Origin of the sequence: Polyangium fumosum (genome assembly GCF_005144585.1) — a bacterium.
In the GTDB taxonomy this organism is placed as follows: domain Bacteria; phylum Myxococcota_A; class Polyangia; order Polyangiales; family Polyangiaceae; genus Polyangium; species Polyangium fumosum.
In genome coordinates, this window is record NZ_SSMQ01000016.1 from 1 (window position 1) to 18,412 (window position 18,412).

The window sequence follows — 18,412 nt, forward strand, 5'->3', positions numbered from 1 at the left end:
TAGGTGTCCCGAGCCGCAAGGCTCCTAAAGACCCCTCGTAGACCACGAGGTTGATAGGCCGGGTGTGGAAGCGGAGTAATTCGCGGAGCTAACCGGTACTAATCGGTCGTGCGGCTTGACCATACCTCTAAGGCAACATTGAAGCTCGCGCGCGGAGTTCGGGTGACCGAATCCGCGCAGCTCGAAGCTGCGATAGGACGCGACCATGAAGAGAACCCCACTGCCACGGGGCCTTCGTGGACACCCAAATTTTCCGGTGGTGATATCGAGGAGGCCACACCCGATCCCATCCCGAACTCGGAAGTTAAGCTCCTTGGAGCCGATGGTACTGCTGGGGTGACTCAGTGGGAGAGTAGGACGCCGCCGGGTCTTTTTCTAAAGCATGCAAGTGAAAACTTGCAGGCTTTTCTTTTCTGTAACCTCGCGTTCACGGGCGAACCGCGCACCGGGCTTCGTGCCCGCAATCCCGTGCCATTCGTTGCTTGGACCGCTGCCGGTCCATCAATGAGTGCGAGCGTTTGCGCGCCTGTTCGAATGTGATTTCGAGCGCTTCATGTCCTGCGGACCCGCGGTTTGAAGCTGCAAAGAAGTCGCGACCACGAAGACAACCTCACCACAACGGGGCCTTCGTGAAGACACATAGTTTCCGGTGGTGATATCGAGGAGGCCACACCCGATCCCTTCCCGAACTCGGAAGTTAAGCTCCTTGGAGCCGATGGTACTGCTGGGGTGACTCAGTGGGAGAGTAGGACGCCGCCGGGTCTTTTCTAAAGCCTGCAAGTGAAAGCTTGCAGGCTTTTCTTTTTCCATCATCTCACGTCCGCGCACGCGCCAGGCCTCCGGGCCTCGTGCCCCGCGGCCCGCGGCCGTCGCCCTTGGGCCGCTTCCTGTCCCTCGACCGTCCGTCCGCCTGGCTGCCGAATGTGGTTCAGATCGCTTCGTTGATCTGCAGCTCGGCTCGTTGATTTATTTTCCTGCGGACAGGCGTTGCTACCCTAGGCAAGGGTTTCGTGGCTTCACGGCGCGTCAAGCTGGCACTGGCAGGAGGCGCGGTCGCAACACTGGCGGCCGTCGTTTCCTTCGGCCCCATCGTGCGCCACGAGGCCGCGCGGGCCGCGGAACGTTATGGCGCCGCGGTCGAGATCGACGAAGTGCGTCCCTCGCTGCACGGCGTGAAGCTGCGCGGCGTGCAGGTCTCGTTGCCGGAAGTCCCCAGCGCGCACGTGCGGTTCGAGACGATCGACGTCGCGCTCGGCTGGAGCGGCAAGAAGATCGCCCTGCAAGGAGGCGACGTTTCCGCCGTGGGGCCGCGTGACGTCGTGCTCCGCGAGGCCGAGCAGTGGCAGAAACGGTACCTCGGGAGGTCCTCCACGGGCGGCGGGGAGAGCTCGAGCGCAGGCAAGACAGACGCCGAATTCGAGGGGCTGCGTATCACCTGGCAGGACCGCCGGGACGTACCCACCGAGTCCGTTCGCGCAAGCGACGTGAACTTCGCCCGCCAGGAGGGCAAGGTCGGGCTCTCGGCGGCCGAGGCGACGATCACCGTCGGGCCCGTCGCCGTTGCCGTGCAAGGCGGCCATCTCACGCTGATCAAGCAGCAGGAAGGTGGGTACCGCGTCGCCGCTCTCTCGGCACGTTCGCTCGACGCGACCCTCACCCTGCCGGCACCGCCCGAGGAAGCAAAGCCCGTCGAGGGCGCGCCCGCACCGTCGAACGAATCTCCGTCCCGCGAGGCGCGCGAGCCGGCACCCAAGCATGGGAAAGCCTCGCAGCGAGGCGCCGCCGTGCGAGCGCAGCTCGTCCGCGGCGCGACCTTGCTCGACGCCGTCCTCGAACAGGGGGCGAAGGTCGAGCTCGACAGCCTTCACGCGCAGGTTCGTCGTGGGCGCGACGCGCTGAACCTCGGCCCGGGATCCCTCGTGGTTCGCCGCGATGCGGGCCGCATGCTCGTCGAGCTTTCGCCGCGCGCGCACGCTGAAAAAGAAGAGCAAGCGCTCACGTTTTCGCTGAGCGTTCCATTTGGCGAGGCGGACGGCGAGATCGTCGCCGATGTGAAGGGCGGGCCCCTGTACCTGTCGACGCTGGGGATCCGCGACGGGGATTTCGGCCTCTTCGACGTGGCCAAGACCTCCTTGACGACGCGCTCGCACCTCGTCCTCTCCGCGGATGGCAAGCAGCTCCGCGTGGACGGGGACGGCCGCGTGCAAAACCTCTCGCTTCGCAGCGACGCGCTCTCCGACGAGCCGATCGCGGGCCTCGAACTCGCGTTTCGGCTTCGCGGCGAGACCGCGCTCGACGGCTCGTCGATCCGCGTCGACGAGGGCGAGGTTGATCTTGGCGCCGTGCGCCTGCTCGCGCACGGCCGCTACGATCGCGTGGGTGAGGGGCACCGCGTCCGCGCCGAGTTCGACGTGCCGCTCACGGCGTGCCAGTCGATCATGGACGCCGCGCCGCGGGGGCTCGTGCCGCGGATCGCGGGCATGCGGATGGCCGGATCGTTGGCGATCAAAGGACATACGCGCTTCGACACGGCGAAGCTCGATCGTGATTTCGACGTCGCGTGGGATCTTTCGAACACGTGTCGGATCACCGAGGTGCCGCCCGAGGTCGACGCGGCGCGGTGGCGCAAGCCGTTCCGCCGCTCGGTGCTCGGCCCGGCCGGCGAGCGCGTCGAGATCGAGAGCGGGCCCGGCACGCCGGGCTGGGTGCCGTACAGCGTGATCTCGCGTTTCATGGAGACGGCCGTACTGACCACGGAGGACAGCGGCTTCCGGCGGCACAGCGGCTTCGACAACGAGGCCATCCGCAACTCCATCCGGGAGAACCTGCGCAAAGGCCGTTTCGTGCGCGGCGCGAGCACGCTCAGCATGCAGCTCTCGAAAAACCTCTACCTCGACCGCGTGAAAAACCTATCGCGCAAGCTCCAGGAGGCCGTGCTCACGACCTACCTCGAGCAGGAGCTCACGAAGGAGCAGCTCCTCGAACTCTACCTCAACGTCGTCGAGTTCGGCCCGATGATCTACGGGATCGGCCCGGCCGCGCGGTACTACTTCAACACGTCGGCCTCCGAGCTCTCGCTCGGGCAGGCGCTCTACATCTCGTCGATCCTGCCGAACCCGAAGCAGCAGCATTTCGCGATCGGCGGCGCCGTGAGCCCAGGCTGGATGAACTACCTGCGCAAGCTCATGGACGTCGCGCATCGCCGGAAGTGGATCAGCGACGAGGAGCTCGAAGAGGGGCTGCGCGAGACCGTGGTCCGCGGACAGCCCGCGCCGGAGCGCGCCGCGCGTTCGCAAGAGCCCTCGGGGAGCGAGGGGTCGCCGGCGAGCGAGGGCAACGGCGAGGCGCCGGAGCCGCCCGAGGACTAGCGGCCGGGGTCGGCCTTTTCTTTGCGGCGCGGGGCGAAGAAGGCGCGCAGGAGCCCGGCGCATTCGTCCGCGAGGACGCCGCCTTGGACCTCGTAGCGGTGGTTCAGGCGCTGGTCGCGGCCGATCGTGAAGAGCGTGTCGACGGCGCCGGCCTTGGGGTCGGTGCAGCCGTAGACGAGGCGCGAGACGCGCGCGTTGACGAGGGCGCCGGCGCACATGGGGCAGGGCTCGAGCGTCACGTACACCGTGAGCCCGGCGAGCCGCCAGGCGCCGCGGTGCCTTGCTGCGTCCCGGAGGGCCTCGACCTCCGCGTGCGCCGTCGGGTCCTGGAGCAGCTCGCGCCGGTTGCGCCCGCGGCCCACGATCGTGCCCGCCGCGTCCACCAGCACCGCGCCGACGGGCACGTCACCGGAGTTGGCAGCCGCCACGGCCTCCTCGATGGCCGCGCGCATGAATGCCGCGTCGCGTGCGAGGGCTTGCTCGTCGGCGGTCGCGGCGTCCGCGAACGCTGTGGGATTCTCCGAGCTCGTCATCAAAAGGCCCATCCGTCATGCGAGCTGCTCGAGGCGCTCGAAAGGATGGGATGGGAGAGGGGTTTGGCGCGCCCAGGAAGATTCGAACTTCCGACCCCCGGCTTCGTAGGCCGATGCTCTATCCAGCTGAGCTATGGGCGCAATCGTCAAGTTGTACCACGGGATACACGAGTTCCCCCGCGGGTGCGTCGCGTATTGCTGCGCGACAACGAGGTGGGGCGTTTAAGCGGCCCGGGCGGTTCTGTCAAGAAGAAATCGTCCGGCCTTTCGACGGCCCCTGTTTTTCGGGGCATTTTGCGCGGAGATTTTTGAGCCATCTCCCGGACGTGGACGCACAAAAAGCAACGCGCGGCGGTCCAGGGGAGCCGCCGCGCGCTTTGTACGCTCGTTCAAGGCCGTTCAAGCGATGTCGAGGGAGAGAGGCAAAGCCAAGAAGTCAGACGATCAAGCCAAGCGTCAGCAAGCCAAGTGTCGTAAGCCAAGCGATCCGCCGGACGTAGCCCAACACCCGGGGGATAAGCGAAAGCAGCGGCCGGAGCCGGGGCTCTCGAGGAAAAGCAGTCCTGCAGAGGAAGGTAAGCGAGCACCGCCGGAGACCGACGATGCAGCGACCTCGACTAGAGCAGCAGCCGTGCCATCGGATCCGGGTTCCCCCGTCCGGCACGCGCTCTCCAAGGAATGCGGGCGTTTCTTCGCGGGTTTCGTGCTGGAACGGGGGACGCCGTTCCCGCGGATCCAGGCATCGGTGTCGTGGTCCCCGACGAAGGCCGCAACGTTTGCGTACCTCGCGGTTCAGCGCGCCCGACCGAAGACGTGGTCGTCGGGGGCCTCGGTGTGGCAACGCTCACACAATGCGAGCCGTCCGCGTTGCTCGACCTGGCCGTCGGCACGTACGACGAGGTACTCCCATTCCCCACCCTGGGCCGAGGCCCGTTTGGCCATCGCGAAGTAGAGGGCGACGTCCGAGCTGCCCGCCGTGTAGAGCGCCTCGACGAGGACCGCGCCGGCGGTGAGCGGTCGCTGCGGGCCGAGCGCCGGGTAGGCGGCGGCCTCGTCGTTGGCGAGGACCTCGGCGTCGTGTTCGCCCGCCAGGTGCTGCGAGCGCGCCCGGGGCGTGGCCTTGCGGAGCGAGCTCAGCCGATCGGCCAGCTCCCAGCGGTGCGGCGCCGTGGAGACGGTCGGGGCGGAGGAGGTCGGGCGCGGCGCGGCGCCTTCGGTCGACCATGCCGAAGGATCGGCGGCGGAGGAGCTATTCGTGTCGGCGGAAGGCGTGCAAGCGGCCGTGAGCGTGGCGGAGAGAGCGAGCGCTCGGCAGGAGCAGCGCATGGCCGCATGCTACACTCGAACGATGCAAAGCGCTGATTCCCGGGCGAAATCCCGCCGAGGACGGTCTCGGGCGAAGGCTGCCGTGCTCCGCGGGCTGCTCGGGATCGGGGTCGTCACGGCGATGACGATGGCCCCGGCGGAGCAGGCATCGGCCGAGCATCAAGCCGCGCGGCGCGCGTGGATCGGGATCGAGCTCGCGCAGGGGCCCGCGGGCAAAGGGGTGGTCGCGAAGCACGTGGTGACGAGCTCGCCCGCGCGCTCGGGCGGGATCGTCGATGGAGACGTGATCCTTTCGGCGGACGGCGTCGCGCTCGACAAACCGGAGCAGCTCATCGCGCGCGTGGCGATCGTGGGACCCGGCGCGATGCTCAAGCTGCAGGTCCGGCGCGGCGCAGCCGAGCGCGAGCACCTGGTGGTTCCGATCGCGCATCCCGGCGCGGACGAGGTCCTGCGGCTCGACAAGATCGGGACATTCGCGCCGACGTGGAAGCCGCTCGACAAGGTGGCAGGGAGCGTACCGGACAACATCGGCAAGCTGCGCGGACGCGTGGTCGTGGTCGATTTTTGGGCCTCGTGGTGCATGCCGTGTCGCGCGATCTCCAAGGATCTGTCGCGGCTTCACGCGGCGTACGGCGACAAAGGCCTCTCCATCGTGGGGCTCACGGGTGAGCCTTCGGGGGTCGCGGAGAAGGCAGCGACGGAGCTCAAGATGAGTTACCCCGTGGCCTCGGATCCCGACGACAAGACGGCCGCTCTGTACGGGATTCGCTCGCTGCCGACGATGTTCGTGGTCGACAAGAAGGGGATCATCCGCGAGGTCTTCGTGGGATTCGGGCCCGGCCAGAGCGCGACGCTCGAGAAGGTCGTCGCGAGCCTGCTCGCCGAGCCCTCGCCATCGGGCTGAGCGAACGAGCGTGTTACGCGTCCTCGACGAGCTTTTGTGGGTGCTGCGGCGCGAGGGCCTGCCGGTCTCGACGGCGCAGGCCATCGACGCGGCGCGCGTGGCCGCGCTCGTGGGCTTTTCCGATCGGCAGACGCTGCGCGACGGGCTTGGCGCGGTGCTCGCGACGAAGAAGGACGAGCTCACGCTGTTCCGGGCGTGTTTCGACAGGTTTTTCGCGGAGGAGCGCGCGCACCTCGGGGACCTCTGGAGTCGGCTCCGGGTGCGAGGTTTCTCCGAGGCGGAGCTCGCCGCATTGCGGGAGCTTCTCACGGCGGCGGCGCAACGCGCGTCGGGGGACGCGGCGGGGATGCTGGCGTTCACCGGGGAGGCGCTGGAGCTCGATCAGCTTCTTGCGTCGGCGGGGATCGCGCGCGCGCTCGCGCCGATGACGGGCGCGCTGCAGACCGGGTTTTTCACGCAGGAGGTCAACAAGAGGCTCGGGATCCCGGTGCTCGGGAGCGCGCTCACGCGGATGCGAGATGCGCTGCGCGAGGCGCTCGGCGAGGAGCGGGGGGCCGCGCTCGCGGCGGCGCTGCGCGAGGAGCTCGACGCGATGAAGCGGCGCGTGCGGGCGCACGTGGAGGTGTCGCTCGCGCGCAAGCTCGGCGAGGCGGACGAGCAGGCCGCGCGGGCCGTCGATCGGCCGTTTTCATCGCTCTCGCCGGAGGAGATGGCCGAGGTGCGGCGGGCGTTGCGGCGGCTCGCCGAGCGGCTGCGAGGCGCCGAGCGGGTGCGGAAGAAACGCAGCCGGCGAGGTCGGATCGATCCGCATCGCACGCTCCGCCGCAGCTTGCGCACGGGAGGGATCCCGTTCCGGCCGGCGCGGCGCGTGCGACGCCGGGACAAGCCGCGCCTCGTGCTGCTCTGCGACGTGTCGGACTCGGTGCGGCTCGCGTCGCGCTTCATGCTGGAGCTCGTCGCGGCCTCGCAGGAGCTCTTCGCGGAGACACGCTCGTTCGTGTTCGTGAGCGACGTCGGCGAGACGACCGATCTCTTCCAGCGGAAGTCACCCGAAGCGGCGCTCGCGGCCATCGAGAGCGGGCGCGTGGTCGATCGGACGCGCAACTCCAACTACGGCCGCGCGCTCGTCGCGTTCGAGGAGCGGCTCGGGCGCGGCGTGGATCGGCGCACGACCGTCGTGATCCTGGGGGACGGGCGTACGAATTTCCTTCCGGAGGAGGTTTCGGTCGTGGAGCGGCTCGTCCGGCGCGCGGGATCGGTGCTCTGGATCTGCCCCGAGCCGCCTGCGACCTGGGGCACCGGAGACAGCGCGATGCCGCGGTATGCAGCCGCAGCGAGCCGTGTCCTCGTGGCCCGGACCGCCGGTGAACTCGAGGGCGCGGCGAGGGAGCTTTTGGCGCGGCGAAAGTAGCGCTATGCCGCGCGGGACATGTCGCTCGACGATCAAAAGCTCCGTGACCTCTCCGCGCGCGTGGAGCGCGGGGGGGCGCCCAAGTACCACGAGAAAAACCTCGAGCAGGGGAAGCTCTTCGCGCGCAAGCGGATCGAGTTGCTCTTCGACGCGAACAGCTTCGTGGAGGACGCCGCGCTGGCGAACGCCGTTGATCCCGAGCTGCCCGCCGACGGCGTGATCATCGGGACGGGGACGATCGGCGGTCGCCAGGTCGCCGTGATGGCGAACGACTCGACGGTGAAGGCCGGGTCGTGGGGCCGCCGCACGGTGGAGAAGATCCTGCGGATCCAGGAGACGGCCGCGCGCCAGCGTTGCCCGCTGTTTTACCTCGTCGACTCCGCAGGCGCGCGCATCACCGACCAGATCGAGATGTTCCCCGGCCGTCGAGGCGCGGGGCGCATCTTCTACAACGAGGTGCAGATGAGCGGGCAGATTCCGCAGATCTGCTTGCTGTTCGGGCCCTCGGCTGCGGGCGGCGCGTACATCCCCGCGTTCTGCGACGTCGTGGTGATGGTCGACAAGAACGCGAGCATGTACCTCGGGTCGCCGCGCATGGCCGAGATGGTCATCGGGGAGAAGGTGACGCTCGAAGAGCTCGGCGGCGCGCGCATGCACTGCTCGGAATCGGGCTGCGGCGACGTGCTCGTGAAGAGCGAGGAAGAGGCGATCGCCTGGGCGAAGCGCTACCTCGCGATGATGCCGCAGAACTGCACGGAGACGCCGGCGCAGATCGAAGCAAAGCCGCCGAAGCCGGGGCAGAAGCCGCTCGAAGAGCTGATCCCTGTCGATGAGAACAAGCCGTTCGACATGATGGTGGTGATCGACGCCGTCATCGATGAGGGCAGCTTCGTCGAGATCAAGAGGCTCTGGGCGAAGGAGATCCTGACGGGCTTCGCGCGCATCGACGGGCGCGTCGTGGGCATCGTCGCGAACCAGCCGAAGCACAAGGGCGGCGTGCTCTTCGTCGACTCGGCCGACAAGGCGGCGCGGTTCATCTGGCTCTGCGACGCGTTCAACGTGCCGCTGCTCTACCTCGCCGACGTGCCGGGCTTCATGATCGGCACGGTCGTCGAGAAGCAGGGCATCATCCGCGCTGGCGCGAAGATGATCGCCGCCGTGAGCGAAGCGACGGTGCCGAAGCTCTCGGTCATCGTGCGCAAGGCCTACGGCGCGGGCCTCTACGCGATGTGCGGGCCGGCGTTCGAGCCCGACGCGTGTATCGCGTTGCCGCGCGCCTCGATCGCCGTGATGGGCCCGAGCGCCGCGGTGAACGCGGTGTATTATAACAAGATCCAAGCCGTCCCCGAAGGGCCCGAGCGCGACGCGATGGTGAAGCGCCTGCGCGACGAGTACCGCGAGGACGTGGATCTCGTGAAGCTCGCGAGCGAGATGGTGATCGACGGAATCGTGCCGACGACGGCGCTGCGCGACGAGATCGCGCGTCGATTCTCCCGGTACGCCGGGAAAGTCGAGGAGCGGCCGCGCAAGAAGCACATCGTGCCGCCCGTCTGAGCCATGCGGTAAGATGGGCCCGTGCGTGCCCGCCCGCTCCTCGCGTTTTCCGCGGCCCTGCCGCTGATCCTCCTCTCCGCCACGTTCGCCCGCGCCGACGGCGCGCCTGCGCGATCCCTCGTGCGGCTCCTGCATTCGCCGACGAAGGTCCACCCGCTCGCGGACGACTCTGGCCGCGTGGCCTTGAGCGTGATGCTTCCACCGGGCAAGGACGCGCGTTCGCTCGGAGTCTTGGAGGTCGCGCCGGGCGTGGGCGCGATCCGGCTCGCGCCCGAGGAGGTCGACACGTTCGCCGCCGCGCACCCCGATCTCGCGCTCACCATCTCGCCGCCACTCCTGCCGCTGCTCGACGTGTCGGGGACGTGGACGCGCGTCGGTGTGTTCCGCGCAGCGACGAGCATGGGTACGGGCAAAAACGTGGTCGTCGGGATCATCGATACGGGGCTCGACGTCGCGCACCCAGACTTCCGCACGGCGACGGGCAAGACCCGCGTCGCGTGGATGCTTCAGTGGGGGAGGAAGCCAGCGGGGCTGCACCCGCAGATCGAGGAGCGGTTCGGCTGCGACGGCTCGACGCCGCAAGGCCTGTGCGCCGTGTTCTCGGGCGCGGATCTCGACGCGATGATGAGCGGGCAATCCAAGCTCGATCTACCGCGCGACATCGAGGGCCACGGGACGCACGTGACGAGCATCGCGGCGGGCAACGGCGGGCTCATGAACGGAGGCACGCCGAAATACGTGGGAATCGCGCCCGAGGCGACGCTCGTCATCGCGAGCCCTCCGTCGACGGGAGGTTTCAAGGAGACGGATGTTCTCAACGCCGCGCGGTTCATCTTCGAGGTCGGCGAGGAGCTCGGCTTGCCGACGGTCGTGAACCTCAGCGTCGGCGCGGATTTCGGGCCGCACGACGGCACGAGCCCGCTCGAAAAGGGCCTCGCCGCGCTCATCGGCGACGACAAACCCGGCCGCGCGATCGTGACCGCCGCAGGCAACAGCGGGGCTCTCTACGGGCACGGCGATCGCGGGCCTTTCGGCATCCACACGGAGGTGCGCGTGACGGAGGGCGCCGAGGTGCGTGTGCCCATCGCGACGCCGAAATCGGAGGACGGAAAGGGCTACGTGTGGATCACGTTCCGGCCCGGCGACGAGGTGAGCGTTGGGCTCGATGCGCCCGGCGGCGAGAGCTGGATCCGGCTCGTCGAGCCGGGCGACGAGCTCGGGTATCAGGGCGAAGGCAAGACGTCGGCGGCCGTGATCAACCGCCTCGTGAACGGCAATACGTCGATGTCGGCCGATACGAACAGCGCGGTCGTGGCGTTCTTCGGCGCGTGGGACGAGGGCGCGTTCACGATCCGGCTCTCCGGCCACGGCGACGCGCAACTCTGGGTGACGGGGCAGAGGGACGTGGCGCCGTCGGGCGGGGCGGGGCTCGCGTTCGAAAAGGCCGTACGGCAAGGGACGATCTCGATTCCCGCGAGCCACCCGAACCTGCTCGCCGTGGGCTGCACGTTGAACCGGATCGGCTGGGATCCGCTCACGACCGAGCCGATCCAGCTCGTGCCGGCGAACGGGATCGACTGGCAGCCCGACGACGTCTGTTATTTCAGCGCGGCCGGGCCGACGCCGTTCGGCGTGGCGAAGCCCGAGATCAGCGCGCCGGGCGGGTTCATCGCAGCCGCGATGAGCCGCGACGCCGATCCGCGCACGGTCGTGAATAGCCTCTTCGATGGATCCGGTTGTCCCAAGGGGGAGCCTTGTTACGTCGTCGACGAGACGCACGCGGTCACGGCGGGGACGTCGATGTCGGCGCCGCACGTGGCGGGCGCGGTCGCGCTCCTGTTCGAGCTGGATCGGCAGCGCAACGGGCAGTCCACGCTGACGCAGGCGCGCGTGACGGAGCTGCTCCAGGCCGGCGCGCGATGGCCGAAGGGGACCGTGCGGCACGAGACGCAGCTCGGCGTGGGCGCGCTCGACCTCGAAGGGGCGCGGCGCGCGTTCGAGGAGGAGCAGGCGTCATCGGGCCCGCCGAGCGTCGAAAAGAGCTGGTGGGTGCTGTCGAGCGCGTACGCGCGGCCCGATGAGACGTGGCCCGTGTGGGGGACGGTGGAGCTTCGGCGCGAGGACGGCGAGATCGCGAGCGGCATCGCGGGCACCGAGCTCGAGCTCTCGGTGACGGGCGGGGTCATCGTGCAGCCGATCACGAAGGTGCGGCACGGGCTCTTCCGGTTCGCCGTCGCGGGCGAGCGCGGCAGCGCCGGCTCGAAGCTCATCGTCGACGTGCGGTATGCCGGCCGGTCGATCGAGTCGCCGCGGGAGCTCGCGATTGGCGAGGATGTTTGGCGGTCCAACGGTACGCTCGACGCGACCTCGGGCGGCTGCGCCTGGTCGGAGGAGGCGCGCACGTCGAGCAAGAGCCCGCTCGGGCCGTCGATCGGCGTGGCGCTGGCGGGGATCGGGCTGTGGCGCAGGCGCTCGCGGAAGGCCGCGGGCTGAGCGGATCAGGGCGCGCGCGACCCGACGTCGATCGTACGCAGCGAGACGAGGCGCTCCTCGTTCACGCCTGGGAACCTCGCCCAGATGCTGATCTCGTAGAGCCCGGGTTTGCCCTCGTCGTCGAGGTAGGTCCCGAGCGAGAACGTGCTCCCGAGGAGCGAGAGCACGCCGCGGGGGCGCGGGAACGGCGTCTTGAGGCGTCGCGGCAGGTAGGCCTCGTACGCCTCGGGGACGAGGTAGTCGCTCGTCTGGTTGAGGTCCTGCGGGGCGCGCGGGCCCGGCGCGTCGATCCGCGAGATGCCCACGATGGCGAGCTCGGCCGGCGCGCGGAGCTCGCCGCGGATGTCGACGAACTCGCCGACCGAGATCTTCGGGGGCAGATGTTCGTACGTACCCCAATCATCGACGAACTCCTGCGCCACGCAGGGGATGCGGCTGCCTTCGACCTGCGCCACGCCCACGCCCACCGCCGTGTGCCACCGCGACAGGATGTTGCGGCGGTGGCCGTCGTGCGGGGGGGCTTCGTCCATGAAGGCGCGCTGGAACCGATCGAGCCCCTCCGCCATGTAAGGCGCGTCGAGCGCGAGCGGCGAGGCGCTCGCATCCACGAAACAGCCGACGTTCTCGAAGGCGACGTCCTCGCCGCCGGCCTCGGTGTAGCGCTGCTCCGGCACCGACCCGTCCGAGCCCCAGTGCGCCGTGAACCCGCGCGCCGCCATGTCCTCGGCCTGGCGTCGCGCTGCGCGCGCCGCGGTCTCGTCCCAGGGGAGCGCCGAGAGGCCCTGCGCCGCGCGATCACGGTTGATGAGGTCGAGCATGTAGCGCTCGGCGTCTCCGCGGCTCATGGGCCGGCCGGCGATCGCGCTTCGGATCCCGATTGAGCGCTCGCCGGCGGCTCCGTTCGCGTCGAGCGCCGGGGGGCTCCCGCAGCCTGCGGCGAGGGCCACGAGCACGAACGCCGATCGGCGGCCTTCCGCCCCTCTGCCCGTTCGTTCGTCTCGGATCGCCACGCGCCTCGCGCCCCAGCATAAGCAATCGCGCGCCGCGTGGTAGCGGCGGGCGCCTCGCTCGGCTAACCCTCGCGTCGAGGCCCCCGATGCGACCCTCCGACCTCACCCTCCCGCAGCTCTGTGGACAGCTCATCGTTGGCGGATTTCCCGGCACGACCTTGCCCGATTCCTATGCCGACGCCCTCGGCGCGGGCTTGCGCGGCGGCGCCATCCTGTTCCGGCGCAACGTCCCGGATGTCGTGACGACCCACGCGCTCTGCTGCGCGATTCGCAAGGCTGCCGAGCCGTACGTCCCGCCGTTCATCGGCGTCGATCAGGAGGGCGGGCGCGTCGCGCGGATGCCGAGCCCGTTCCCGAAGCTCCCGCCCATGCGCTTGCTCGGCGCCGTAGGCGATGCGTCGCTCGCGCGTCGCACAGGGAGGCTCATCGGCGAGGAGCTCGCGGCGATCGGGTTCAATTTGGACTTCGCGCCCGTGCTCGACGTCGATTCGAATCCGGACAATCCGATCATCGGGGATCGCGCGTTCGGGCGTGGCCCGGCCGAGGTCGCCGAGCTCGCGGTGGCCTTTGGCCTCGGCCTGGAGGACGCCGGCGTGCTCTCGTGCGGCAAGCATTTTCCCGGGCACGGCGATACCTCCGTCGACAGCCACGTCGGCTTGCCGATCGTTCATCACGGCAAGGAGCGCCTCGACGCGATCGAGCTCGTGCCGTTCCGCGCCGCCGCGCGCGCGGGGCTCGGCACGATGATGACGGCGCACATCGTGGTCACCTCGATCGACGCGAGTGTTCCGGCGACGCTCTCGCGCGCCGTGTGCACGGATTTGCTTCGCCGCGACGTGGGCTTCCGGGGCGTGCTTTTTTCGGACGATCTGGAGATGGCGGCGGTGGCCGCGCAGTACCAGGTCGAGGCGTCGGCCACCGCGGCGGTGCGCGCGGGCTGCGACGTGTTGCTCATCTGCTCGAACCTGGCGTGGCAAGAGCGCGCGCTCGCCGCGCTCGTTGTCGAGGCGGAGCGTGATCCCGCGTTCCGCGAGCGTTGTCTGGAGGCTGCAGGGCGCGGCATCGAAGCACGCCTGCGGATGCCGCCGAAACCCGCGCCCGACGCGGCAGATCTCGCCTCGCGCATGGGTCGACCCGAGGCGGTCGCGCTGTACGAGGAGATCACGCGGCGCGCAGCCGAGGCGGGCGTCGCGTGAACGCGCGCTCGTTCGTCCTTTTCGCGCGTCGGCTCGTGACGTGTGATCCCGCGCGGGCCACCGAAGCCGATCCGCTCGGCGTGATCGAAGACGGAGCCATCGCCGTCGAGAGCGGCGTGATCGTGGACGTCGGCCCGCGCGAGGACGTGCTCGCGCGTCGCAACGCGCTCCCGGTCGTGTCCGGCGAACCTGCGCCGCTCGTGACGCCGGGCCTCGTCGATGCGCACACGCATGCCCCGTGGGTCGGCTCGCGGGACGGGGAGTATGCCCTCCGGCTCGCGGGCGCGGGGTACGAGGCGATCGCCGCGGCGGGCGGCGGGATCGTGTCGAGCATGCGCGCCGTGCGGGCCGCGAGCCCGGACGAGATCGACTGGACGCTCTCCGCGAGGCTCCGGCGCATGGCCTCGCTCGGCGTCACGACCGTCGAGGCGAAGAGCGGCTACGGCCTCGACGAGGCCGGCGAGACGAAGCAACTGGAGGCCCTCGAACGCGCCGCCGCGCGGCAGGATCTCCCGCGCGTCGTGCCCACGTTCCTCGCGCTCCACGCGATCCCGCCCGAGGCGCGCGCCGATCGCGGCGCGTACATCGAGGCCGTCCGTGAGCGCACCTTGCCGGCCATCGCGGCGCGGCGCCTCGCGCAGTTCGTCGATGTGTATGTGGATCGAGCCGCGTTTTCGGTCGACGAAGCGCGCCCCGTTCTCTCGCGTGCACGAGCGCTCGGGCTCGGCGTGCGCGTGCACGCGGGCCAGTTCGCCGACGTCGGGGGCGCGGAGCTCGCGGCCGAGCTTGGCGCCGCGTCCGCCGATCACCTCGAACAGGTGAGCCCCGAGGGCGCGCGGGCCCTCGCCGCGGCCGGGGTGCGCGCCGTGCTCCTCCCCGTCGCGAGCTTCACGTTGCGGCAAGATCCGCCGCCGATCGCGCTCCTCCGCGCCGCGGGCGTTCGCCTCGTCGTGGCGAGCGACGCGAACCCCGGCACGGCGCCCACCGAGAGCCTGCCGCTCGCGCTCGCCCTCGCGGCGCGCCTGTACGGCCTCACGGTGCCCGAGGTGATCCTCGGCGCGACCCGCGAAGCCGCGGCGTCGCTCGGGCTCGCGGACGTGGTGGGCGTGGTTCGTCCGGACGCACGCGCCGACCTCGTCGCCTGGGATCTCCCGCACGAGAACGCGCTCGTTCAACCCTGGGGCGTCTCGCGGGCCCTCACCGTCCTCCGCGACGGCGCGCCGATCGCCGCGCAAACGCCGTTTTCGCTCGGCTGATTCACTCCGTGTCGATGGTGATGTGCCCGCCTTCGTCGGGCATGACCGCCTGCGGATAACCGCCTCGCCGCGCGAGCCAGCGCCGGAGCTGCGTCCGATGCATCCCGAGCGCGCGCGCGGCCGCCGACACGTTCCCGCGCTCGCGGCGCAAGACCTCCGCGATCCGCTGGTCGCTTGGCTTCGACGCGTTCTGCGGGCCCGACTCGTTGTCGTCGACGAGCACGAGACCGGCGGAAGGATCGAGATCCCCGGCCTCGACGACCGTACGGCCCGCGGCGAGCGCGTTCTCCGCGGCCTGCCGGAGCTCGTGCGAGAGCTCGCGGACGTTGCCGGGCCATGCGCGGAGGGCGCAGGCCTCGACGAGCAGCGGATGGGGTTCGAGCGTCGCGCCCGATTTCTGGAGCGTCGCGCGGATCAGCCACGGCATCTCTTCGAGCCGCTCCCGCAGCGGCGGCAGGCGCACCTCGGGGTTGCCGATGCGGTAGTAGAGGTCCTCGCGGAAGCGGCCCTTCGCGGCCTCGGCGCGCAGGTTCTTCAGCGTCGCGCCGACCACGTGGATGTCGACCTTCACGGGTCGACTCGCGCCGAGCGGCAGGATCTCGCCTACTTCGAGCAGGCGCAGGAGCTTCGGCTGCACGCCGCTCTCGAGCTCCGCGATCTCGTCGAGGAAGAGCGTGCCGCCGTGCGCGGCTTGCGCGAACCCCTCGGCGTCGTTCGTCGCGCCCGAGTATGCGCCTTTGCGCGCGCCGAAGAGCAGCCGTTCGGCGACGCCCACGGGGATGGTCGCGCAGTTGACCGCGACGAACGGGCCCGTCGCGCGGGGCGACGACACGTGGAAATGACGCGCCGCGAGCTCCTTGCCCGATCCGCTCTCGCCCGTGACGAGCAGCATGCTGCCCAGCGTGGCCGACCGGGCCACCCGCGCGAGCGCGTCGGCGAGGCGCGGCCCCACGATCATGTCCCCGCGCGTCGTCACCGTCCCCTGCTGGTAGGGGCGGACGTCGGCGACGAAGATCAAGATCGTCCGGCCGATGCGGAGCACGCGGGGCGCGTCGAACGTCGCCCTGTCCTGCACGCGCGCGCCGTCCACGTAGGTGCCGTTGCGGCTCGCGAGGTCCGTTACGACAAACCGCCCGATTTCGTGCTCGACGCGCACGTGGAGCCGGGAAAGGCGGTCGTCGTCGAGCAGGGCGCCATGCGTGGTCCGGCCAAGCTCGATGGGCCCGCGCGCGAGGCTGAGCGGCACGAACTGCGGGGCCTTGCACGAGAAGATCCCGACGAGGCCGGGGATCGGCTCGCCCGCGGGCACGAGCGGCTCGCCCTGCTCCTCGATCGTCTCGTGAACCAACGGCTTCATGACAGCCGAAAGCATACGGCTGCGCAGAGGGGTTTTATAGGGTGGAGACGCGAGGTGCCCCCGGAGGTCGACGGGGGTTTCGGGGGCGTAGCTCGGCTCGTGCGAGCGTTGCCCCCGAACGCGGGAAGGACGATCAGAGCGAGGCGAACGCGTCCGTGGGGATGTCGAGCGGCGAGCGATCCTCGCGGCCGAGGATCTCGGCGTGGGAGCGCACCTCGGGCAGGACGTGGCGTGCGTAGTAGGCGGCCGCGTGGCGCTTGCCCTCGTAGAAGGCGCGATCGCGCGCGGACGACTCGTCGTTCGGCAGCGCGGCGGCCTTCTCCGCGGCGAGCACGGCGCCTTCGAGCAAGAGCCAACCCACCGCGACGACGCTCATCATTTCGAGGAAGCGGTTCGCGGCGAGCGGCACCATCGCCATGCGGCCCGTCTGGAACCACGTGAGCATCCGCATCGCCGTGCCCGCGAGCGCCTCCTGCGCGGCGCCGAGCTCCGCGAGGTAAGGACCGACCGTCGGGTGCCCCTGGTGCTTCTGCACGAACGCGGCCACGTCGCCGAGGAACTCCTGCAGGTTCTGCCCGCCGCGTTGGGCGAGCTTGCGGCCCACGAGATCCATCGCCTGGATGTGGTTCGTCCCCTCGTAGATCGAGAAGATTTTTGCGTCGCGGCAGTACTGCTCGACCGGGTAGTCCTTGATGTAGCCGGCGCCGCCGTACGTCTGGATCGCCATCTCGCAGACGCGGAAGGCTTGATCCGAGCCGTACGCCTTCACGAGCGGCACGAGCAGATCGACCTGGCCCTGGTGGTACTGGGCCTTCTGGTCGTCCGAGCCCTGGTGGACGTGCACGAGGTCCTGGTGCAGCGCGAGCTTCACGATGAGCGCGCGGATGCCCTCCACCTTCGCCTTCATCTCGAGCAGCATCCGCCGCACGTCTGCGTGCTCGACGATCGCCACGCGCGGCGCCGTCGGATCCTTCCAGTGGTCGATCGACGGGCCTTGCTTGCGGTCGCGCGCGTAATCGAGCGCGTTCAGGAAGGCGCTCGACGCGACGGCCACGCCCTGCACGCCGACGGCGATGCGCGCGCCGTTCATCATCTTGAACATCTGCGCCATGCCGTGGTTCTCGATCTCGCCCACGAGCTCGCCGATACACCCGTCGTTCTCGCCGAAGTTGAGCACGCACGTCGCCGAGCCGTTGATGCCCATCTTGTGCTCGATGCTCCCGACGGCGACGTCGTTCGAGCCCTCGATCGTGCCGTCGTCCTTCACGCGGAGGCGGGGCACGATGAAGAGCGACAGGCCCTTCGTGCCGGGCGGCGCGCCCTCCACGCGCGCGAGCACGAGGTGCACGATGTTCTCGGCCATGTCGTGATCGCCGCCGGAGATGAAGATCTTCGTCCCGCGGATCTGGTAGCGGCCGTCGTCGAGTTTCTTCGCCGTCGTGCGCGACGAGCCCACATCCGAGCCCGCGTGCGGCTCCGTGAGGCACATCGTCCCGCCCCAGGCGCCGCCGTAGAGGCGTGGCAGGAACAGCGATTTCTGCCGCGCCGTCCCGAAGAGCTGGATCACCTCGGCCGCGCCGTGCGCGAGGCCGGGGTACATGTTGAACGCCGTGTTCGCGCCCGAGAGGATCTCCTCGACGAGCGCGAAGACCGCGTGCGGCGCGCCTTGCCCGCCCCAATCGGGGTTCACCGAGACGTTCTTCCAGCCCGCCTCGTAGAGCTTGTCCCACGCCTCCTTGAAGCCCTCGGGCGCGTAGACGCGCCCGCCTTCGAGGCGACACCCGGACCGGTCACCCGTCGCGTTCAGCGGCCCGAGCACCTCGCAGGCGAACTTGTACGTCTCGTCCAGCACCATCGAGGTCTCGTCGACCCCCCAGGCCTCGAACGGCGCGCGTCCGAGGATGTCGCCAAGGCGGAACTGCTCGAAGAGCAAAAACTTCATCTCGCGGAGGTCGGCTCGATAGCGATTCTGGCTTGCTTGCGGGTTCGACACGGGGGCCTCCT

12 protein-coding genes, 1 tRNA gene and 3 rRNA genes are annotated in these 18,412 nt (G+C 69.7%); 10 read left to right on the forward strand and 6 right to left on the reverse strand.

The genetic code is table 11. From position 1 onward, the window contains the following. The 4 genes from E8A74_RS17005 to E8A74_RS17020 form a co-directional block, all read left to right on the forward strand. Nucleotides 1-123: ribosomal RNA gene (locus tag E8A74_RS17005) — 23S ribosomal RNA — on the forward strand; the annotation flags it as partial. Between the two features lie 129 nt (nucleotides 124-252). Further along, a 5S ribosomal RNA gene (rrf, locus tag E8A74_RS17010) occupies nucleotides 253-369 on the forward strand. 276 nt (nucleotides 370-645) lie between these two features. After that, nucleotides 646-762: ribosomal RNA gene (gene rrf / locus E8A74_RS17015) — 5S ribosomal RNA — on the forward strand. Between the two features lie 248 nt (nucleotides 763-1,010). Further along, on the forward strand, nucleotides 1,011-3,368 hold the full coding sequence (locus E8A74_RS17020) for a transglycosylase domain-containing protein (protein WP_136930073.1): 2,358 nt from the start codon (nucleotides 1,011-1,013) through the stop codon (nucleotides 3,366-3,368). Here the strand turns inward: E8A74_RS17020 and tadA are convergent. The 3 genes from tadA to E8A74_RS17035 all read right to left on the reverse strand — a co-directional run bounded on the left by tadA (nucleotide 3,365) and on the right by E8A74_RS17035 (nucleotide 5,227). Then, nucleotides 3,365-3,901: a tRNA adenosine(34) deaminase TadA gene (gene tadA / locus E8A74_RS17025; RefSeq protein ID WP_211365383.1), complete on the reverse strand. Its 537-nt coding sequence runs from the start codon at nucleotides 3,899-3,901 to the stop codon at nucleotides 3,365-3,367. The genes E8A74_RS17020 and tadA overlap by 4 nt on opposite strands. 64 nt (nucleotides 3,902-3,965) lie before the next feature. Then, nucleotides 3,966-4,042 (reverse strand) — tRNA-Arg (locus E8A74_RS17030). Between the two features lie 651 nt (nucleotides 4,043-4,693). Then, on the reverse strand, nucleotides 4,694-5,227 hold the full coding sequence (locus tag E8A74_RS17035) for a hypothetical protein (RefSeq protein ID WP_136930074.1): 534 nt from the start codon (nucleotides 5,225-5,227) through the stop codon (nucleotides 4,694-4,696). 82 nt (nucleotides 5,228-5,309) lie between these two features. Here E8A74_RS17035 and E8A74_RS17040 point away from each other — a divergent pair, with 82 nt between their 5' ends. From E8A74_RS17040 to E8A74_RS17055, 4 genes are read left to right on the forward strand one after another with little or no spacing between them, the layout of a single operon-like run. Then, the gene (locus tag E8A74_RS17040; RefSeq protein ID WP_170229183.1) at nucleotides 5,310-6,131 is read left to right on the forward strand and encodes a TlpA disulfide reductase family protein; all 822 of its coding nucleotides are present in this window, start codon (nucleotides 5,310-5,312) and stop codon (nucleotides 6,129-6,131) included. Nucleotides 6,132-6,141: 10 nt separating this feature from the next. Further along, nucleotides 6,142-7,542, forward strand: coding sequence for a VWA domain-containing protein (locus E8A74_RS17045; RefSeq protein WP_136930076.1), 1,401 nt, complete (start codon nucleotides 6,142-6,144; stop codon nucleotides 7,540-7,542). An 18-nt stretch (nucleotides 7,543-7,560) separates the two neighbouring features. After that, nucleotides 7,561-9,096 (forward strand): acyl-CoA carboxylase subunit beta, encoded by a 1,536-nt coding sequence (locus E8A74_RS17050; RefSeq protein ID WP_136930077.1) that lies wholly within the window; start codon nucleotides 7,561-7,563, stop codon nucleotides 9,094-9,096. A 21-nt stretch (nucleotides 9,097-9,117) separates the two neighbouring features. Further along, the gene (locus E8A74_RS17055; RefSeq protein ID WP_136930078.1) at nucleotides 9,118-11,589 is read left to right on the forward strand and encodes a S8 family serine peptidase; all 2,472 of its coding nucleotides are present in this window, start codon (nucleotides 9,118-9,120) and stop codon (nucleotides 11,587-11,589) included. A 5-nt stretch (nucleotides 11,590-11,594) separates the two neighbouring features. On the opposite strand, the gene E8A74_RS17060 is transcribed toward E8A74_RS17055, so the two are convergent. Continuing rightward, entirely contained in the window at nucleotides 11,595-12,434 is an 840-nt protein-coding gene (locus E8A74_RS17060) for a CAP domain-containing protein (RefSeq protein WP_136930079.1), read from the reverse strand. 251 nt (nucleotides 12,435-12,685) lie between these two features. On the opposite strand from E8A74_RS17060, the gene nagZ reads away from it, so the two are divergent. Beyond that, the gene (gene nagZ / locus E8A74_RS17065; RefSeq protein WP_136930080.1) at nucleotides 12,686-13,795 is read left to right on the forward strand and encodes a beta-N-acetylhexosaminidase; all 1,110 of its coding nucleotides are present in this window, start codon (nucleotides 12,686-12,688) and stop codon (nucleotides 13,793-13,795) included. Further along, nucleotides 13,792-15,051, forward strand: a complete 1,260-nt coding sequence (hutI, locus tag E8A74_RS17070) for an imidazolonepropionase (protein WP_136930081.1) — start codon at nucleotides 13,792-13,794, stop codon at nucleotides 15,049-15,051. Before nagZ ends, hutI begins: the two co-directional genes overlap by 4 nt. Nucleotide 15,052: 1 nt before the next feature. Here the strand turns inward: hutI and E8A74_RS17075 are convergent, their stop codons facing one another. Together E8A74_RS17075 and E8A74_RS17080 are read right to left on the reverse strand one after the other, a co-directional pair. Beyond that, nucleotides 15,053-16,408 carry a sigma 54-interacting transcriptional regulator gene (locus E8A74_RS17075; RefSeq protein ID WP_136930082.1) on the reverse strand — a complete coding sequence of 452 codons (1,356 nt, stop codon included), beginning with the start codon at nucleotides 16,406-16,408 and terminating at the stop codon, nucleotides 15,053-15,055. 133 nt (nucleotides 16,409-16,541) lie between these two features. After that, a complete protein-coding gene (locus tag E8A74_RS17080) occupies nucleotides 16,542-18,350 on the reverse strand; it encodes an acyl-CoA dehydrogenase family protein (protein WP_232379619.1) in 1,809 nt (602 codons plus the stop codon). Nucleotides 18,351-18,412 lie beyond the last annotated feature (62 nt).